The sequence below is a fragment of the Bifidobacterium sp. ESL0790 genome, assembly GCF_029395435.1.
Taxonomy (GTDB): domain Bacteria; phylum Actinomycetota; class Actinomycetes; order Actinomycetales; family Bifidobacteriaceae; genus Bifidobacterium.
On record NZ_CP113915.1, the window covers coordinates 204459 to 223503 of the forward strand.

Below are 19045 nucleotides of genomic sequence, written 5' to 3' on the forward strand. Positions count from 1 at the left end.
GGCAGGTGTAGGCGCGTCCGTAGGTGAGCGCCATGTTTCGGTGCGGATGAGGGCAGAGTTGTTGTTGCCGCTTTCTGTGTGAGACCGGTTTGGTAAGCATGATGGTCTCGGGAGATGTCGTCGTGGTGCGGGAGCGGTGGCGCCTCTTGGTCTACGGCAACATCGCTGTTAATCGGCCGTTCAAAGGTGTGTGGCTGGAGGCGGGTGCTGGCATTGTGCGGGAGGTGCCCGCATAATTGTTGGTCCGCGCTTCGTGGGGTTCGAAGGCCTGAATTATCACCTGTGGCCATATCTGGAATTTCTCTTACGGCAAACGTTATATGTATTGCGCTTGAAAACAACGTGATATAAAGTCCGCTCAATGATGGCACGATTGGTGAGAAACGCCGGACGTCATGTCATTAAAGTATGGCGTAGCTCACATAGATTTTTATCACACAGAACCCATTATTTTGTCTAGTGACACCTTTTTCTATATTATGTGACGCGGTAAATGCGATGAATCAAGTAGATAAAACGCTGTAACACCAATGTTTCCGTGGTGTTGCGCTCCGATGCCGTGCGCCGCAATTCGGAATAAAGCCATTATTTGAAGCAAAAATAACTAGACAAATCCATGTTCTCCATCTGGAAAACTCCGTCAGAATCATATGCGATTATCTAAAACCGTTGTACACGTGACGTCTGTTAGGCGGACGTCGTATCGAGCACCCGGTGACGGAAAACAGAAGAACGATTTATAGCCGACGTGCTTTTTTGAAATTTATATAAAACGATAAACGCAAAGGCAACCTGAAGGGCTCGGGTTGCGGCAGAAGGTGATTGTGGTGAAAGGAAGAGGTTTTCTCGGCGCAGCCGACAGACGGTCGCGGACCGTGACCGGGCGCCGCGTCAGGGCGCTCGTCAGGACGGTGCTTGTCATCGCCCTGGCCGTGGTGTGCCTGCTCGCCTCCAACGTGATTCCTCCCATGCAAAACGGCTTGACGGGCCAGACGATGGCCAGCGCCGCCAACGATCCCTCGTGCGCCACCACCAACGCGGCGGGTCGGCCGATCGACTGGCGGACCACCGAATGCGCCACCAACCCGGACGGCGCCGTGCGCAAGCCTGCGCTTTACCGTATGCTCGCCACCAACAACAAGATCGACACCCTTCGAGACGAGCTGCGCATGGACTTCGTGATGCGTGTGGCCCACGGCGAGATCAACCCGAACGCGGGCACCGACGCGGCCGCGATCGGCATGAAGATTCGCTATGACTATGGCGACGGCGGCGTGGGCAGCGACGGGACGGTCTACCCGAACTACAACCACCCCGTCAACTACATGAACACCTATGTCGATTCGACAACCGACAGTGGGAAGGCGATCGACAACGCGAACCGCTGGGCGCAGAACCAGGATGAGAACTTCACCATCCCGAAGATCATGCACGCCGGCCTTTACGACTACGTGACCGTCTCGATTCAGGCCGACATGAACATCAGCGACGAGCCCAACGGCTACTGGACCGCGCAGGACACCAAAGGTGCTGCCTATCGCAACGGTCGCTCGTGGATACAGCATGTCTGGGTTGAAGTGGGTCCGCCGGCGACCAATCCATACAACAACTCGATCACCAACGCCGTCAACTCCCAATACCTCAGCTGGCAAGGCCAAAGCGCCCTGAAGGTCAACGACATCCTCTCCAAATCACCGCTTGTCGGCGACATGGCCGACAGCGAGACGGTGACCGCCTACCCGGGCTCATGCTACAACATCGACGCCAGGCACGGCTGCGATGTGCCGGCGGCCTGGGTCGGTTTCGATTCTTGGCCGGAGACGTGGTCGTACCGTCAGGCCAACTGGGGCATGATGACCGACAAAGGCATCGGCGGCGTCGGCTCGAGCATGGGTGGCTGGCAGCATGATCCGGCCCTCATGGCACCAGGCGTCGCTCCTCCCAACTCGTTCTTCGTCTCGTGGTACAACCCGGCCCTGGGCCTCAATGCCAATAACCCTTGCTATCAGGTCACCGGATTCAAGTACCAGTGGATCGGCCTGCAAGACAACAAGTGGGTGCCGGTCGACGCGCTGACGCCCAAGGCCCAGACCGTCTCCAATATGCCGGCCGTGGGTGCCTACCCGAACAGCAGCGCTTTCACCACAGCCATGTGGAAGGGCAATACGCTCGACTGGGTCAATACTTACGAGAAAATCGACAGCGTCACCGCCTTCAACAGCGTTGCCGATTACAACGGCAACCCGACCCCTGGCAAGCTCATCGTCCAGGACGCGGGCAACGGCAAGGTGGCGCAGAGCGCGGACGGCAGCATCAACTTCAAGCAGGCCAAGGACCAGCAGGGGCTTGACGGCTATTTCAAGCTGGTCACCTGGCCCATCGTCAACCAGCAGTGCACCGTCAGCGACCCGGTGCGCAACCCCGCCCCCTCCACCGAAGGCATCGACGATCAGATGGCCGCCACCGACCAGGCCGCCGTGCAGCAGCAGATCGACAAGGGCTGGACGCTCGACACGGCTTTCTACGACTTCGACATCGCGCGCCCGGACGCGCCTACGATCGACAAGTTCAATGGCTATTCCGACCCCGCGCACCGCACGGTGACCGGCGAGGGCACCCCCGGCTATCTCGTCACCGTCTACGCGGAGGACCCGGCCAAACCCATCGACCCGGCCGACCCCGACAACCTCAACACCAAGGGCCGCGAGATCGGCACGGTGGAGGCCGACCCGACGACCGGCAAGTGGACCATCGAGGACCCGAAGTCCATCGACATCAGCTCCCAGTATTCGGTGCGGTACCACGCCTGGCAGTCCGACAAAAGCCCGATCCACGTCACCTCGATCTTCTCCAACATCGCCACCGCGCGCTTCCAGCTGAGCATGAACTCGAACCCCGAGATCCAGCAGGTCTACGCGCCGCACAGCGTGATGGCGAAAAGCGGGCCGAACGCGGGCAAGACCAGCCTGGAGGTGGACGGCAAGACGCCCAAGGTGAAGATCAGGGGGACCATCCACTCGGCCAACCATGCGGATGACAAGTTCAGTCTCTATGCCGTGCCGCAGACCCAGCTGGCCTCGGCCACGACGCCCGACGTCGATCCGGGCGAGGCCGATGATCCGAGCGTGGCCCCCAACGGATTGCGCGTGCCCGACGAGAAGTACAAGATCGGTGACCTCGCCTCCGACTGCAAGACCTCCGACGTGACCCAGATTGCCGGCACCGGCACGAATCCCAACACCAACCCGGCGCGTTGGAAGGAGAACTGGTCGTGCACCATCGACCCGTCGCGCTTCCCGACCGAGGCCAACCCGAAGGGCAGCGTGATCTACTCGATCTACGCGGTGCTGCAAGACACCCAGGGCGGCAAACCCGCCATCGGGCGCGCGGTCAACCAGGTCATCGACATGGTGCCCCCGATCGTCAAGGTCACCTCCGTCACCCGTTTCGGTGGTGTGCAGGGGACCGTCGAGGTGCCGGAATCGCCTACCTCGCCCGAGATTCCATCGGTCAGTGGGTTCGCCGGTGGTGGTGGCGAGAAAGTCACCGTCACCTGGCCCAACGGCACGCAGTCCACGACCACGACTAAGGCCAACTCCAATGGCGCCTGGCGGATCGACATACCTGCCGCGATGCCCACGGGCGACCTGAAGGTCACCGCGAACGACAGGGCGGCGGTGCTGGAACTCAAATACAACATCAATTCGTTGGATGAGGACCTGCCGCTGGGCAATGGCAACGAGTCGGACCTGGTCTCGGCCCGGCTCACGGAGCCGATACCGGCCAACGAACTGCCCTTCACCGGGGCGGGGCGCTGGTGGATTGTGGCCGCGATGATCGTGGCCGCGGTGGTCGTGCTGAGCGTCGCCGGATATGTGTGGCTCAGGGGCATCAAGGAGAAGGCCGGGGCTCGCCATGCGCGGCACTAGCCGGGGCGCGGCACAAATAATCAAAAATAACTGAATATATCAATAAATACTAAAAATTTGGCCTGACGGAATATCCGCACCGGAAACACCCCGGGCCCGCAACAGAAAACCACTCATCTCGAGGAAAGAAAGAAACAGGTACATGAGTTTCCACATCAACATGCACAAGCTCGCCGGGGTGGCCCTCGCCACCGCGACGCTGCTGGCGCTGGCCCCCATGGGCGTGGCGAACGCCGCCGACGCGTCGATCGCCGTGCCGACCGCTGCCGACGAGACCATCACGGTCAAGCTCGGCGACAAGTCCGTGACCCACGGAATCGAAGCCGACGCGAACAACATGAAGAACCACTCCTTCAAGGCCCTGCGCGTGGGCACCTACGGCCACGCCGTGGGCGACGCCGAGACCAAGACGCTCTCGTCCGTCTCCGTGGCCACCGATTCCGCGGTGCTCGCCGACGCCGAGACGGCGCTGAAGTCCGTCACCGGCGCGGACGCGGCCGAAGGCTATGCGGGCAACCCGATCGGCGAGGTCGCCTCGAAGTGGCTGGGCTACTCTAGCTCCGCGGCCGCCGCCACGAACGGCGACACGACCTCCAACTCCGGCGACGCCGACAACGCCTGGGGCAGCAAGGGCAATCTGCGCAAGTTCGTCAGCGCGCTGGCCAAGCAGCCCGGCTTCAAGGCCTCCATCACCGGTTCCTCCCACACCGCAACGGCCAACGCCGAGGGCACCGAGGCCAAGTTCACCAACCTCGAGCCCGGCATGTACGTGATCGAGGACGTGACCGCGGCCTCCGCCGGCGCCCCGAACGCCAAGAACTCCATCCCCATGTTCGTGGGCACCGCCATCACCGTCGGCAACGTCACCTACGACAAGATTGACGGCCAGACCCTGGGCGAGATCGTGATGAAGAATGACGACCAGCCCTCCGTGGCCAAGACCATCGACGGCTCGAAGGACAACGATCCCTCCATCGGCGGCACGATGCACTACGTGCTCAGCAGCAAGGTGCCGCTGACCACCGGCTATGACCACTACATCTTCACCATGATCGACCGCCCGCTCCAGGACGGCCTGACCTACGTCGATGGCTCCGTGAACATCACCGTCAACGGCGTGAAGCTGGAGTCGAGCGACTACACGGTCAACGCGGTGAAGTCCGCGGACGGCGTCTCCACCGCCTACGTGGTCTTCGATCTCTCCCCCTCGATCCGCGCGCAGAAGTACCAGGACGCGATCAAGGTCACCTATGCGATGAAGGTCAACGACAACGCCGCCGGCGGCGCCCTCAGGAACGGCGCGTCCCTCGGCTTCTCCAACGACACCAACAACCAGCCTTCCAAGGATTCCGCCGACGTCTCCGTCGACCCGACGAGCCACAAGCCCGTCGTGACCAACGGTGGCGACAACGGCTCCGTGGCCTCCACGTCCGACTCCGACTCCGGAAGCAACGTGGCCACCTACTTCCGCTCCTTCGACATCCTCAAGAAGTCCAAGGCCAACGACAAGGCCATCGCCGGCGCCAAGTTCGAGGTGACGGACGAGTCCGGCGCGGCCGTCAAGTTCCGCAAGCTCGACGACGGCTCCTACAAGAAGGCCGCCGACCAGACCTCCACCGACACCAGCTACGCCACCACCACGCTCGCCGTCTCCAGCGCCGCGGGCGCCGAGGGCAAGCTCAAGGTCGACGGCCTCAAGGGCGGCACCTATACCGTCAACGAGACTGAGGCGCCCAACGGCTTCTCCGCCACCTTCAAGCCCAGCTTCACGGTCACCCTGAGCGGTGCCGCGGCTTCGGGCGAGGCGGCCGCCACCTCGATGGTCTCCAACACGGGTGACTCCTGGGGCCTGGTCTCGGCCCGCAAGGACGCCGTGACCGCCACCGCGGCCAACGCCATCGTGGTCTACAACGTCAACTCCGTCTCGCAGCTGCCGTTGACCGGTGGCGCGGGCGTGATCTTGGCGCTGCTGGTCATCGTGGCGCTGATGGTCATCACTGCCGCCCTGATCATCACCCGTCGTCGCCTCAACGCGTGAGCGTTGGTGACGCTGAGTCGGTTTGGACTGCCTTGGCTATGACGACCATGTCTAAATGACTGCTCGGATAGCCGGGCAAGGCAACTGGCAAACGGTAGGGAACTGAACCAATCCAATAGTTCGGTTTCCTGCCGTTTTTGTATTTCCTGTTCCAGTGTGCATTGCGCGGATTCCATTATCAGTCGCTTTTTCGATGGTATTAAGCATATTAAAATTACGTGGATTAATGTGCGTGAAGCTAAGTTTGCAGTATCAGTGTTGCTTGTAGCGTAGTGGTTTGCTATTTCGTATACGAAAAGATATTCTTTCTGTATACAAAAAGAAAGAGGTGAGGAATTGTCGGTCCTGGTACATCCAAGGGTGTTGCAGAAACGACCTTGGCTTGACGAGAAAGAGATTGTCGCGACATGGATGGAAGCCGCGAGAACACTTCCTCGCCAAGGGAATTATGAGCCGGATCAGATGCTGGCTCTCGGTTGGGATTGGCATGGCAGACTCACTGAGCTGATAGCCTACGCCGGCATGGAGGATGATGAATGGATTATCTTCCATGTGGCACCGGCGAGAAAGAAGTTCCTCTCCGAGATGGGATTCAGCGACGGGCAGATTCGTCAATTATTGGGAAGGAGATAACCCATGAAGGACTACAGGGCGAAAGGCGGGGGCGAGGTCACCGACGAGATGATTGATCAGTGGGACCGCGACGCCGACAATGGGATTTATCATGGCACTCCTGGTGAAGTGAATATCAACAAGCCGCTTGGACGGCCGCCGCTCTACGAGGAGCCTATGGTTCCGGTGACGTTCCGCATGCCGGGCAGCGAAGCGAATGCGCTTCGCAAGGCCGCAGATAAGCGCGGTGTAAGCTTTGCCGACCTCATGCGCGAGGCCTGCCACAGGGAGCTTGGGCGGCAGGTGGCTTAGGGCTACATAAGAAAAGGTTTCCGACGATAACGCCGGAAACCTTGGTTGTGGAGCTGATGGTAATCGAAACCACGACCTCTTCGATGCGAACGAAGCGCTCTACCAACTGAGCTACAGCCCCATGTGTTCAAGCGAGCAACTCGCTTAAGACAACATTACGAAGTTTAGTACAACCCCAGCCCAAGCACAATTCGGCGGGTTGAGCGACGTGGCGGGCTTTACAGTCTTGCCGTACTGCCATCCGACACTGTCTGCCACGCTGCCTATCCCCATGCTGTCGGTGCCCAATCCCGTCCAACTATCGGACTTTGCGCCATAAATAAGCCACTCACCTCAACTCAGTGGCTCATTTATGGCGGGAAAAATAAAAGCGCCATAAATAAGCCGCTTACCGCGACTCAGCGGCCTTTTTATGGCACAACCGGAATTTTGGCGGCCGGAGGGGAGAGGGCGGCAGCTCACATCGCCAGCAGGGCCTCGGCGGTCTTCTGGTCGGTGACCAGCGCGGAGATGAGCTTGCCGACCAGGCAGGCGTGGATGGCGTTGACCTTCACGGCGCCCCATGCCACCCCGATGACCAGCGGGATGCGCTTGAGCCGTTCGAGGTCGATGGATATGGTGCGGTCGCACAGGTCCGAATGGATGTGCTGGCCCTCGGCGTTGATGAGGTGCCCGCAGATGTGGCCCACGACCCCGCGCCGGTGCAGCGCCCGCGCCGTGGCGGTGTCCACGTACTCGTCGAAGATGTGGCCGAGCCGGTCATCGGTGGCCGCGCCCACGCCCACGATGGCGATGTCGGCTCCGCCCCCGAGCGCCAAGGTGGTGGCGATCTGCGGCTCCTTGCGCATGCTGTTGGCGATCTTCGCGTTCGAGAGGATCATCGGCACGGGCAGGTCGGTGAAGGTGCCGCCGAGGCGGCTGGCGAGCATGCGGCAGATATCGGGGGAGTCGATCATCGGGTTGTCGGGGCTCAGGGCGCCGATCATTTGGGCGACGTTGGATTTCGGCCATTCGCAGATCGGCATCTCGTGCACGGTGGCGGCCACGGCCCGTCCGTTGGAGACGGTGATGAGCGAGTCCGGCTTGCATTCCTCGCAGAAGAGCGCCGCTGCGTATTTCGGCACCACGTTGCCCGGGTTCTCCTCGTCGTGCACCTCGGCCACGCGCGCGTGCTTGATGCCGTATTTGCGCTTCAGCCGCTGCTCCACGTCGCGGATGTGCTCCAGCTCGTGGCCGATGGTGATGTGCACCATGCCCGAGTCGCGGGATTCCTTGAGCAGGCGCGAGACGGTGGGCCGCGAATAGCCGATGTCGCGGGCGATCTGTGACTGCGTCCTGTTGTCGAGATAATAGGAACGCGCCACTTGCAGCACGAGGTCGATGTGCTGCCTGGAGGAGCTAGTGGCCAGTGATTCATCGGTGAACATATGTTCATCTTAGCTTTTATGGCGCAAAAGTTTCCCACAATTTCGAGCATTTTCAGCATACGCTGAATCAGAAGTAATACAGACCTGTGAACATTTGTTCATAGACGAGCAGTGAAATCAGCCCGTGATGGCATACGTTGGGAACTGAAACGTAGCGGGTGGATTTCGATGACACCGTGAATTTGATGGTGGTGCCGCTCGGGACCCGCGCAGGTTGCCTACGTAAACAATTGCAGTGAGCCGACGGTCGAAGCAGAGTGGTTGGCGGTCGGCGAATCAATAGATATAAGGAGCAACAATGTCGTTTGCACGTACGATTCTGGGCGATGTCGATCCGAGCACCCTCGGTGTGGTCGACGCCCACGACCATCTCATCCGCGTCGGAGCCGGCGAGGTTTACATCGATGGCGACCATCAGCTCGATTCCGTCGAGAAGGCCGAGGAAGAGGCCACGCGCTTTGCCCAGGCTTCGAAGAAGTGGAGCAAGTATGGCGGCACGATCGTCGATATGTGCCCCATCAACTGCGGCCGTGACCCCGCCAAGCTCGTCGAGGTCGCCAAGAACGTCAAGGACCTGAAGGTCATCGGCGCCACCGGCTTCCACCGTGAGCACGTCTATCTGGAGACCCAGTCGCATTGGGTCAACCGCTATTCCGTCGACCAGATCACCGAGTTGGTCATCGCCGACATCCGTGAGGGCGTCGATCAGAACGATTACACCGGCCCGTTCGTCAACCGTACGCCGTACAAGGCCGGCGTCATCAAGGTCGGCACCGCCTACGGCGAGATCACCCCGTTCGAGCACAAGTGCCTCGAAGCCGCCGCCGCGGCCGCCATCGAGACCGGCGCTCCGGTCAACACCCACACGACCTACGGCACCTGCGGCCTCGAGCAGGCCCAGGAACTCTTGAAGCAGGGCGTGCCCGCCGACCAGATCGCCATCGGCCACATCCAGCGCAACGCCGATGTCTACTATCTCGAGAAGATCCTCGACCTGGGCGTCTACCTCGAGATCGACGGTACCAACCGCATCAAGTACCAGCCGGATTCCAACCGCATGATGGAGCTCAAGGCGTTCAAGAAGGACGGCTTCGAAGACCGCATCCTGCTCGGCACCGATTCCGGCAAGCGTTCCTACCAGAAGGCCTACGGCTCCGTCTCCGGCGTGGACTACAACCCCGCCGTCGACGGCCCGCGCATGATTGACGAGGGCTTCGACCCCGAGTATGTCGACAAGCTCCTGATCAAGAACGCCGCCAAGTTCTTCACCTTCAAGAAGGAAGGCTGATCTAGATGGCAGAGAAATTGCAACGTCCAAAGCTGCAGATCGCCCTCGACACCACCGATATGCCGAGCGCCCTGCGTCCGCTGAACCAGGCGGTCAGCCAGGTCGACGTCATCGAGTGCGGCACGATTCTCATCATCGCGGAAGGCCTCAAGGCCGTGCGTGAGGTGCGTGCCCTCTACCCGAACAAGACGATTCTGGCCGACGTGCGCATCGCCGAGGCCGGCGCGCTGATCGCCCGCAACTGCTTCGAAGCCGGAGCCAACTGGGTTTCCGTGGTGGCCGGTGCTTCGATGACCACGGTCGAGCAGGTCGTCAAAGTCGCCAACGAGTACGGCGGCGAGGTGCAGATCGAGCTCGGTGAGAAGTACGATCCGGACCAGGCCCGCGAATGGCGTCGCCTGGGTGCCACGCAGGTCATCGTCCACCGTTCCCGTGACGCGGAAGTCGCCGGCAAGCTCACTTGGGGCCCCAACGACATCCAGCGCATCAAGGAGCTGCACGACATGGGCTTCATGGTCACCGTCACCGGCGGCGTGAAGGCCGACGATCTGCCGTTCTTCAAGGGCGCCCCGGTCGGGGTCATCATCTCCGGGCGTGGCATCGTGAAGGCCGACGATCCGCTGGCCGCCGCGAAGCACCTGCAAGACACCATCAGCGAGGTGTGGCCGCAATGAGCACCGTCAGGCTTGGCATCTACGAGAAGGCACTCAAGCATACCGACGACTGGGATTCGTTCTTCGTCCAGGTGCGCGATGGTGGGTTCATGTTCATGGACATCTCCGTCGATGAGTCGCCCGAACGCATGGCCCGTCTCGATTGGACGCCGGCTCAGGCACGGGAATTCCGCGCCGCGGCCGACCGCCAAGGCGTGCAGATCGGAGGTATGTGCCTGAGCTGCCATCGCAAGGTTGGCCCTGGTTCGGCCGATCCGAAAGTACGTCAGGAAGCCGACGACATCTTCCGCAAGGCCATCGACCTCTGCCATGAGGCCGGCATCCCCGTGGTGCAGGTCGCCGGATATTACGCCTACTACGAGGATTCCGACGATGGGCAGCGCGCCCGTTACGTCGAATCCCTCCGTCGCGCGGCGTCGTACGCGGCACAGGCCGGCGTGATGCTGGGCATCGAGAATGTGGACGGTAACGATGTCACCTCGATTACCAAGGGTCTCGCGATCTGCGACGAGATTCACTCGCAGTGGCTCACCATGTATCCCGATATCGGCAACCTCGCCGAGCAGCAGCTCGACACCACCGCCGAACTCAAGGCCGGCGAAGGCCGGATGCTCGCCATCCACGTCAAGGACGTGCTGCCTGGCCAGCCGCGCCGCATCCCGATGGGCACCGGCGTCACCGATTTCGCCGCCGCGTTCAAGGAATTGAAGCGGCAGGATTGGTCCGGCCGCATGATGCTCGAGATGTGGAACGACGATGCGCCGAACTCCAGCGAGATCAGCTCGCAGGCCCGCGAAAAGGTCGCCGGCTGGCTGGGCGACGCGGGTATCACGGTCGCCTCAAGGCAAGACTAAATCCAATGGTTATGGTTTCGCGCTTTCCGGGCCTGCAGGTTCGAGGGCCGGGGAGCGCAGAGCCGATAACTCAATACAAGCAAAACTGAATACTGAAACAACCGGCCGATTTGAACGCGATGTCGATGTTCATTTTGGCTACTTAAGATAACTTAAAACGTAATAAGAGAAAGGCTGGGCCGAGGAGGCCGCGGTGCCGACGCCGCCGCCGAACCGACCAGCCATGACAAACGAAAACGGTTCTGCTCCGGGATTCCCAACCGGACGCAGCTGCGCCGCCGACCATGTCAACTGAAGGATATGGCAAGCGGCCCCACGGTTCCGCCGAGTGCGTATGGCGCGGGCGCGAATCGCTCCATCGGCCTGCCGGTGCGCGGCAGGAAGGCGGTGGGGTGCCAGTCGGATATGGCATTCCGCCACACGCAAACACACAAAGCGAATAGTTACAAGGAAGTGCTGTTATGGCAACGTATGATCTTTCCACTATCGGTGAAGGCCAGATTCGCTTCACCGTCAACAGCGGCGAACGCCTCATGTTCACCCGCTCCGTCTCGATGAACCCCGCCTGCTCCGAGGCGAATGTGGCCGGGCTTCTGGCCCAGCTGGGGCGCAAGACGCTTTGGACGAGCTCGCTGCCCGTCGGCGATCTCGGCGACTACATCCTCACCGAGTACCGCTCCGTCGGCGTCGACATGAAGACGATGGTGCGCAAGCCCGGCGGCCGCACCGCACTCTACTTCATGGAGCCCGGCGCCGGCCCGATGCCCGCCAACGTCATCTATGACCGCGACTGGACCGTCTTCCGCGGCACCGGCGTCGACGAATATGACTGGGACACGATCCTCGACACGAAGCTCATGTTCCTCACCGGCATCACCGCCTCGCTCACCGACACCACCGCCGAGGTCGTGCGCTACGCCGCCGACCAGGCCGTCAAGCGCGGCGCCAAGCTCGCCCTCGACGTCAACTTCCGCCGCAAGCTGTGGAGCGGCGAGAAGGCCCGCAAGGTGCTCACCCCCATCGCCCAGGAGGCCAACGTGCTCTTCTGCTCGATCGCGGACGCCGAGAAGGTCTTCGGCATCACCGGCACCCCCGAGGAGGTCACCGACGAGCTGATGAAGCGCTTCAACCCGGAGTACGTCGTCTCCACCAACCACATGCAGGGCCCCTACCTGCGCACGCACGAGGGCTTCACCGAGTACCACACCACGCCCGTCCCGGTCATCGACCGCCCCGGCGCCGGCGACTCGTTCGTCTCGGCAACGCTGCACGGCTACCTTTCCGGCGAGATTGCGGAAGGCGTGAAGTGGGGCCAGCGCGCCTCCGAGTTCGCGATCACCCACAAGGGCGACCTGACCCGCATCCGTCCCGACGAACTCAACATCCCGCTGGGCACCGACATCGACCGCTGATAGCAGCTGATAGTCCGCTGATAGCCCGGTGATAGCAGTCGCTGTTCCGGGCCGCTATATAACCCGAAATTGAGAGTCAAAAAGAGTTAAAAAGAACAAGGAAAACAAATATGAGTACAACAACAAACGCTCCAGCGGCGTCGGCCAAACCGGTCACCGCATATGAGCAGATGGATTCCAAGCCGCTGACCGGCCACCAGAAAAGCATCATCTCGCTGGTGATCCTGGGCAACGTCTCGGAGTTCTTCGACATGTTCCTGATCGGCTTCGTCGTCTCGCTGCTGACCACCGCCTGGAAGCTCACCGGCTTCGAGGCCGGCGTCATCCTGGCCTGCTCCGGACTGGGCACGGTCATCGGCTCCATCATGTGGGGCCGCCTGGCCGACAAGTTCGGCCGTAAGCGAGCCTTCCAGTGGTGCGTGATCTGCTTCGTGGCCTTCACTGTCCTCTCGGTGTTCCTGCCCGATCGCGCCTGGGCGCTGCTCGCCTTCCTGCGCATCGGCGTGGGCGTCGGCGTCGGCGGCCTCAACATCACCTCGATCCCCTACGTCCAGGAGTTCGTGCCCAGCAAGAACCGTGGCATGCTCTCGGGCCTGGCTTCCGTGTTCATTCCTCTGGGCCTGCTGCTTGGCTCTGTCTCCCAGAGCATCGTCGGCGACAACTGGCGTATCCTCATCGCCATCGGCGCCCTGCCGGTGCTGCTGCTCGTCTGGCTGCACTACGTTCCTGAATCCCCGCGTTTCTATCAGACCAAGGGCCAGGACGACAAGGCCCGCGAGGCTCTGGCTTGGGCCATGGAGCTTCCGGTCAGCGAAGTCGGCACCCTGCCGGCCGTCGAGGTCGAGAAGAAGGTCGGCTACAGCGAGCTCTTCAGCAAGCACATGCGTCCGCTGGTCATCATCACCATCGGCTCCTTCTGCTTCATGATGGGCAGCTTCGCCATCCAGTCTTGGGGCCAGACGCTCCTGAAGGACGCGTTCCACTTCACCCCGCAGATGGTCGCCTACCTGTTCATGGGCGTCTCCGTGGCCGACTGCATCGGTCGCTTCGGCTCCGCTTGGCTCGCCGACGTCATCGGCCGTCGCTGGACGATGTTCATCTTCGGCATCGTCGGCGCCCTGGGTTGCTTCTACGCCGCGTTCTTCCACAGCTCCGGCTGGGCGTTCTACATCGCGATCCTCATCATCATGACCTTCGCTGATGGCGCCTTCGGCATCTTGAACGCCTTCGGTGGCGAGCAGTTCCCGAACGACGTGCGCTCCACCGGTCTTGGTCTCGGCTACGGCCTCGGCGCCATCGCCAAGATCATCGGCCCGGCGCTCATGGGTGTGCTCGTCGGCGGCAGCTTCGTCGCCCAGCACATCGACATCTCCGTGATCACCAAGGCGTTCAGCTTCTTCGGCATCTGCCTGGTCATCGGCGCGATCACCTATCTGTTCGCCAAGGAGACCCGTGGCAAGGACCTCGAGAGCCTGTAAGGTCCGGTGAGGTTTTGCTAGGTTCCGCCATATTCGCGCCACTTGCTTGTGGTCAGTGGTTCAAATATGGCGGAACTTTTTTATGGCGACATTTTTGGGTCGCTTAGACGCTCGCAGTGGCTTGTTTATGGCGGTTTTATGCGGTTCCGACATAAAAGGGCTGCTAGCCCGATGTGAGTGGCTTGTTTATGGTGGAATTCGGTGAGCACTTGTTGCATTGTGCTCCACGGGGCCTATGTGAGCGGTAACATAGATACTGTATGTTGGAAATATCAATAAAGATGGTTGATTGTCGGTGACGCGGAAGTCACGTTCGCGCCAGCGGTAATCGCAACTGAAAGGAACAGTCATTATGACTACGTTGGATGATTTTGGACCTGAGGTACGCGCCGAGGTCAAGCAGGTGCGCCAGGTCGTCGCCTCGCTGCACGAGCAGCTGATCAAGTGGAACCTCGTGGTGTGGACCGCGGGCAACGTCTCGCAGCGCCTGCGCACCGCCGACCTCATGGTCATCAAGCCCAGCGGCATGCGCTATGAGAGCCTGACCCCTGAGTCGATGGTCGTCTGCGACCTCAACGGCGACCCGGTCGACGGCCTCGCCGGCCCGAGCTCCGACACCAAGTCGCACGCCTACATCTACCGCCACATGCCCGACGTCTACGGCGTGGTGCACACCCACTCCACCTACGCCACCGCCTGGGCCGCCACTGGTCAGGACATCCCCTGCGGCCTGACCATGATGGGCGACGAGTTCGGCGGCCCCGTGCCCGTCGGCCCATTCGAGCTCATCGGTTCCGAGGCCATTGGCAAGGGCGTGGTCGACACGCTCAAGAAGTACCCGCATTCGCCGGCCGTGCTCATGCAGAACCACGGCCCCTTCACCATCGGCAAGGATGGCGAGTCCGCTGTCAAGGCCGCCGCGATGACCGAGGAGGTCGCCCACACCATGTGGGCTGCCAAGCAGCTCGGCGACATCATCCCCATCGCCCAGTCCGACATTGACAAGCTTAACGATCGCTACCAGAACGTCTACGGCCAGCACTGAAAATATGGAGTGTCATCGCCCAGCCAGAGATTTCGACGTACCTTTGTACGCCTTCATCTCTGGCTGAACGATGCCACACACATATTTTCGGATGAAATGTTAAAGATCCGCAGAAGATTCGACGTACCTTTGTGCGCCTTCGCCTTCTGCGGGCGTTTTGCCACACGCGTGTCGTCAGTGCTGGTCCGGGGTTGCTGTGGTGGTGTAAGCAGGTTGTCGTTTTCGCCTTCGTCGACGGTGACACGATGCCACACACATATTTTCGGGTGTGACGGTAATTAGTGGCGACTTCTGCTAGTCGCCGCAAGATAAGCGTCCATAGATAACAATTGGGCACTCCCTGGATTCATGGGGGAGTGCCCAATTGCTGTTTTCAGAGGAATCTATCGCCTGTGACTAGTCAGACAACGGATACGTAGGGAATGGCCATAGGCGGCAATCACAGGTCCTCGACGACCAGGTAGGTCATGTCGAGCGGGCCGTGGACGCCGACGACCAGGACCATCTCGATGTCACCGGTCGACGAGGTGCCGGTGATGAAGTTGAGGTTCGAGGTCTTCAGCTCGCCCGACTTGATGGCCGGCTCGTAGTAGTCCATCGCCTGACGCGAGCGCGCGACAATCTTCGACTTGCGGATGACGCTCAGGTAGTGCACCGGCAGGAAGTGGAACGCGCGGCCCTGGCCCGGCGTGGTCGGTGCGGTGATGGTGCACGACTCGGCGCACAGGAAGTCTGCGAAACCGATGGCCGCCTCCGAGTGGTTCGCGGCGTCGATGTTGGCCTCGCGGCCGGCGCCGGGGACCCAGAACGCCGGTTTCGGGTCGAGCCCGTCGCGCCAGTCTTCCAGGCCGTAGAGTTGGTAGTACTCGTCATAGGTCGGCAGCAGCAGCTTGCCGTCCGCCTTCGCGGCGATGAACTTGTTGAGTGCGGCGGGCAGCCCGGCCTTGTCGGTCGTCTGGAAGTCGACGTGCACCGCCGGGGCGTTCTTGCGCGCGATCTCAAGCAGCTCATCCTGCGAATGGCCGGCCAGCGTGCTCTCCGGCAGGTCGTTGATCGGCTCCAGCGGATGGTCCTTGAGCTGGTGGCGCGGACGCCCGCTCTTTTCGGCAATATAGTTGAGGAATGTCTCGCGATCTGTCATCTGCTCAGTCCTTCTTCTCATTGTCGGACGGTGCGGCGCCTTCGGGCGAACCACCCTTGCTGATACCGTGCCTCACCGCGTTCTCGTGGGAGGTGTGGTCGGCGATATCGCCCACGCCCGCCTCCTCGATCGAGCCCAAAGCCTCGGGCACGGTGGCGTAGGAGAGCGGCGTCGGCTTTTCGTGGCCCTCCTCGCGGGCCGAGACGCTGTTGTCGTAGCTGCCGAATCCAGCGGCCGCGTTCGGATTCTTGGCGAGTACATTGGCCTGCGCCTTGCGGAACCCTTCTTCACCGCCGGCCGCCTTGACCTGCTCCTTCTTGCGCTTGTTGAACCACGTGCGGAAGTTCTTGGAATGCTCCGGGGACTGGGGCATATCGCGCACCTTGGTCCACCCGCCAAAGACGAAGGGCATCCATTCCTCGTGCTTGCCGGTGGAGAAGAGGTTCTCGGCCGTGTCGGGCACGCGTCCGCCGCCGTCCGGGTTCTTGCGCCCCTTCTTAGCGATTGTGTCGAGCGCGACGTGGTCGAAGGTGAGCGCGGTGCGGAAGAGCGAGGAATGGCCGGTGCCCATACCCACCACCTTCATCACGGTGTCGGCGATGAGGTCGCCCATGTGCTTGTCGTTCATCTCCACCTCGCGGTGCTTGATGAGCAGCTCATGCAGCGGGATCTTGACCGGGCACGTGGCCGTGCAGGCCGTGCAAAGGCTGCATGCGTAGGGCAGGTCGTGGAAGTCCGCGTAGTCGCCCTGCAGCAGCGGGGAGAGCACGGCGCCGATCGGGCCCGGATAGATGGAGCCATAGCCCTTGCCGCCGATGTTGCGGTAGATCGGGCAGACGTTCAGGCACGAGGCGCAGCGGATGCACTGCAGGATCGGCTCGAAGTCGGTGCCTAGCGCGTTGGAGCGGCCGTTGTCGACGATGACCACGTAGAAGTCCTCGGGCCCGTCGGCCTCGTCGGGGAGCTTCGGCGAGACGAAGCTGCAATACGAGGTGAGCTTGGAGCCGACGGCGGAGCGGACGAGCATATTGTCCATCGTCTCGGCCTCACGCAGCGTCGGCACGATGCGCTCCATACCCATGACCACGACCTGCGTGGGCGCGATGGCCATGGAGAGATCGGCGTTGCCCTCGTTGGTGACGATGTTGACCATGCCCTGGTCCGCCACGGCGAAGTTGCAGCCGGTGATCGACATGTCGGCCTCGAGGAAGCGCTCGCGCAGCACCTTACGGGAGAAACGCGCCTCGTGCTGCGGGTCGTTGTCGCCGGTGTAGCCGATCTTGCGGAAAAGCTCGAGGACCTGGTCGCGGTTCTTGTGCAGCGCCGGGAAGACCAGATGCGAGGGCTCATCCCAGTTGTCGAGCTCCAGGATGAACTCGGCCAGATCGGTTTCGGTGACCTTGACGTCCGGAATCTTCAGCAGCGCCTTGTCGAGCCCGATCTCGGAGGTGACCATGGATTTCGGCTTGACGATCTTGTGCGCCTGCTTCTTCTTCACCAGGTCGGTGATGAAATCACGCGCCTCCACGTCGGTCTGTGCAAAGAAGACGTGGCCGCCGCGCTTCTCGACGTTGTCGGAGAACTCCTCGAGGTAATCGGGAAGATAGCGGATGGCGTGCTGGCGAATCTGCTCGCCGAGGTCGCGCCAACCCTCCCAATTGCCGAGCTCGGCGCGGGCGGTCTCGCGCTTGACCCACTGCGCGTCCTGCGCGTTGGAGATGGCGCGGTGCGCGAACTTGTCTTGCTCGCTAAGCTTTACGCGGTTGACGAAATTCGGGTCGCCATATTGCAGCATCGTGCCGGTCGGCTTGCCGGTGCGCTTGAACATGGTGTCGTCCATCTGGGTGTCGCTCATACCAAGGCCTCCTCGTGTGCGTTGGATTCCTGCAGCGCCGCCTGGTCGATGGCCTTGCGCTCCTCGGCGGTGGCGTACTTGACGCGGCTCATGTCGACGTTGCTGTTGAGCACCTCGGCCAGGTGCATCACGGTGATCTTCTTGCCGTCGCGGTTGAAGCGGCCGCCGATGTTCATCAGGCAGCCCGGGTCGCAGGAGATGATGACCTCGGCGCCGGTGCTTTGGATGTCGGAGACCTTCTCGTCGACCATCTGCTTGGAGACCTCGGGCACCTTCATGGAGAACATGCCGCCGAAACCGCAGCAATTCTCGATGTGGGGCAGGGGCTTGACGATGAGGCCCTTGACGTGGTCCATAAGAATATAAGGACTCTCGCGCTCGCCGAGCAGGCGGGTCATGTGGCAGGAGCGGTGGTAGGTGGCCACGGCGTCGAGCTCCGCGCCCGCGTCGAGCACGCCCAGCACGCGGTAGAGGAACTGCGAGAACTCATAGGTCTTGTTGGCCATCTCGCGCGCCTTGGCCTTGTAGGCGTCATCGCCCTTGGGCAGGTGGAACTGCAGCTCCTTCAACATATTGACGCAGGAGCCCGCGGGGCCGACGATATAGTCCGCGTCGACGCTCATCAGCGCGTCGATCTCGTTGTGCATCACCTTGGTGGTTTCCTTGACGTAGCCGCTGTTGTACGTGATCTGCCCGCAGCAAATCTGTTGCATCGGCACGTACGTCTCGCAGCCGAACCTTTCCAAGACCTCGACCATGGCCTTGCCGACATTGGGAAACATCAGGTCGACCAGGCAGGTGGAGAAAATCACTACCTTCATCTTCGCTCCTTCGGTTGGGCGCATCGGCTCAACGTTCGCGTACTTCGGTGGCAACATCGGCGTTGTGCGACTCATAACGTTCTAAGTCGACGTTGACATCTCTAACATATAACCTTAGAAGGGGAAAGCGGAAATCTGGTCGGCGTTTTCCTTATTTTT

14 protein-coding genes and 1 tRNA gene are annotated in these 19045 nt (G+C 61.4%); 10 read left to right on the plus strand and 5 right to left on the minus strand.

Annotated features, from left to right (window positions below; genetic code table 11):
* Positions 1 to 824: 824 nt before the first annotated feature.
* The 4 genes from OZY47_RS00665 (at position 825) to OZY47_RS00680 (ending at position 6891) form a co-directional block, all read left to right on the plus strand.
* Positions 825 to 3929, plus strand: a complete 3105-nt coding sequence (locus OZY47_RS00665; protein ID WP_277178038.1) for a hypothetical protein — start codon at positions 825 to 827, stop codon at positions 3927 to 3929.
* A 142-nt stretch (positions 3930 to 4071) separates the two neighbouring features.
* Positions 4072 to 5967, plus strand: coding sequence for an isopeptide-forming domain-containing fimbrial protein (locus OZY47_RS00670; protein ID WP_277178039.1), 1896 nt, complete (start codon positions 4072 to 4074; stop codon positions 5965 to 5967).
* Between the two features lie 360 nt (positions 5968 to 6327).
* Positions 6328 to 6600 (plus strand): hypothetical protein, encoded by a 273-nt coding sequence (locus OZY47_RS00675; RefSeq protein ID WP_277178040.1) that lies wholly within the window; start codon positions 6328 to 6330, stop codon positions 6598 to 6600.
* A 3-nt stretch (positions 6601 to 6603) separates the two neighbouring features.
* Positions 6604 to 6891 carry a CopG family transcriptional regulator gene (locus OZY47_RS00680; RefSeq protein WP_277178041.1) on the plus strand — a complete coding sequence of 96 codons (288 nt, stop codon included), beginning with the start codon at positions 6604 to 6606 and terminating at the stop codon, positions 6889 to 6891.
* A 48-nt stretch (positions 6892 to 6939) separates the two neighbouring features.
* On the opposite strand, the gene OZY47_RS00685 is transcribed toward OZY47_RS00680, so the two are convergent.
* Together OZY47_RS00685 and OZY47_RS00690 are read right to left on the minus strand one after the other, a co-directional pair.
* Positions 6940 to 7012, minus strand: a tRNA-Ala gene (locus tag OZY47_RS00685).
* Positions 7013 to 7349: 337 nt separating this feature from the next.
* Positions 7350 to 8318, minus strand: a complete 969-nt coding sequence (locus tag OZY47_RS00690; protein ID WP_277178042.1) for a sugar-binding domain-containing protein — start codon at positions 8316 to 8318, stop codon at positions 7350 to 7352.
* Positions 8319 to 8616: 298 nt separating this feature from the next.
* Here OZY47_RS00690 and OZY47_RS00695 point away from each other — a divergent pair, with 298 nt between their 5' ends.
* The 6 genes from OZY47_RS00695 to OZY47_RS00720 all read left to right on the plus strand — a co-directional run bounded on the left by OZY47_RS00695 (position 8617) and on the right by OZY47_RS00720 (position 15069).
* Positions 8617 to 9606 carry a hypothetical protein gene (locus tag OZY47_RS00695; protein ID WP_277178043.1) on the plus strand — a complete coding sequence of 330 codons (990 nt, stop codon included), beginning with the start codon at positions 8617 to 8619 and terminating at the stop codon, positions 9604 to 9606.
* 5 nt (positions 9607 to 9611) lie between these two features.
* A complete protein-coding gene (locus OZY47_RS00700; RefSeq protein WP_277178044.1) occupies positions 9612 to 10280 on the plus strand; it encodes a 3-keto-L-gulonate-6-phosphate decarboxylase UlaD in 669 nt (222 codons plus the stop codon).
* On the plus strand, positions 10277 to 11134 hold the full coding sequence (locus OZY47_RS00705) for an L-ribulose-5-phosphate 3-epimerase (RefSeq protein ID WP_277178045.1): 858 nt from the start codon (positions 10277 to 10279) through the stop codon (positions 11132 to 11134). The genes OZY47_RS00700 and OZY47_RS00705 overlap by 4 nt, the downstream gene beginning before the upstream one ends.
* A gap of 461 nt (positions 11135 to 11595) precedes the next feature.
* On the plus strand, positions 11596 to 12546 hold the full coding sequence (locus tag OZY47_RS00710) for a sugar kinase (protein WP_277178046.1): 951 nt from the start codon (positions 11596 to 11598) through the stop codon (positions 12544 to 12546).
* Between the two features lie 110 nt (positions 12547 to 12656).
* The gene (locus OZY47_RS00715; RefSeq protein ID WP_277178048.1) at positions 12657 to 14024 is read left to right on the plus strand and encodes an MFS transporter; all 1368 of its coding nucleotides are present in this window, start codon (positions 12657 to 12659) and stop codon (positions 14022 to 14024) included.
* Positions 14025 to 14376: 352 nt separating this feature from the next.
* Positions 14377 to 15069, plus strand: coding sequence for an L-ribulose-5-phosphate 4-epimerase (locus tag OZY47_RS00720; RefSeq protein WP_277178049.1), 693 nt, complete (start codon positions 14377 to 14379; stop codon positions 15067 to 15069).
* A 439-nt stretch (positions 15070 to 15508) separates the two neighbouring features.
* On the opposite strand, the gene OZY47_RS00725 is transcribed toward OZY47_RS00720, so the two are convergent.
* From OZY47_RS00725 to OZY47_RS00735, 3 genes are read right to left on the minus strand one after another with little or no spacing between them, the layout of a single operon-like run.
* The gene (locus OZY47_RS00725) at positions 15509 to 16210 is read right to left on the minus strand and encodes a lactate utilization protein C (RefSeq protein ID WP_277178050.1); all 702 of its coding nucleotides are present in this window, start codon (positions 16208 to 16210) and stop codon (positions 15509 to 15511) included.
* Between the two features lie 4 nt (positions 16211 to 16214).
* Positions 16215 to 18065: a LutB/LldF family L-lactate oxidation iron-sulfur protein gene (locus OZY47_RS00730; protein WP_277178051.1), complete on the minus strand. Its 1851-nt coding sequence runs from the start codon at positions 18063 to 18065 to the stop codon at positions 16215 to 16217.
* The gene (locus OZY47_RS00735) at positions 18062 to 18886 is read right to left on the minus strand and encodes a (Fe-S)-binding protein (protein ID WP_277178052.1); all 825 of its coding nucleotides are present in this window, start codon (positions 18884 to 18886) and stop codon (positions 18062 to 18064) included. The genes OZY47_RS00730 and OZY47_RS00735 overlap by 4 nt, the downstream gene beginning before the upstream one ends.
* Between the last annotated feature and the right edge of the window lie 159 nt (positions 18887 to 19045).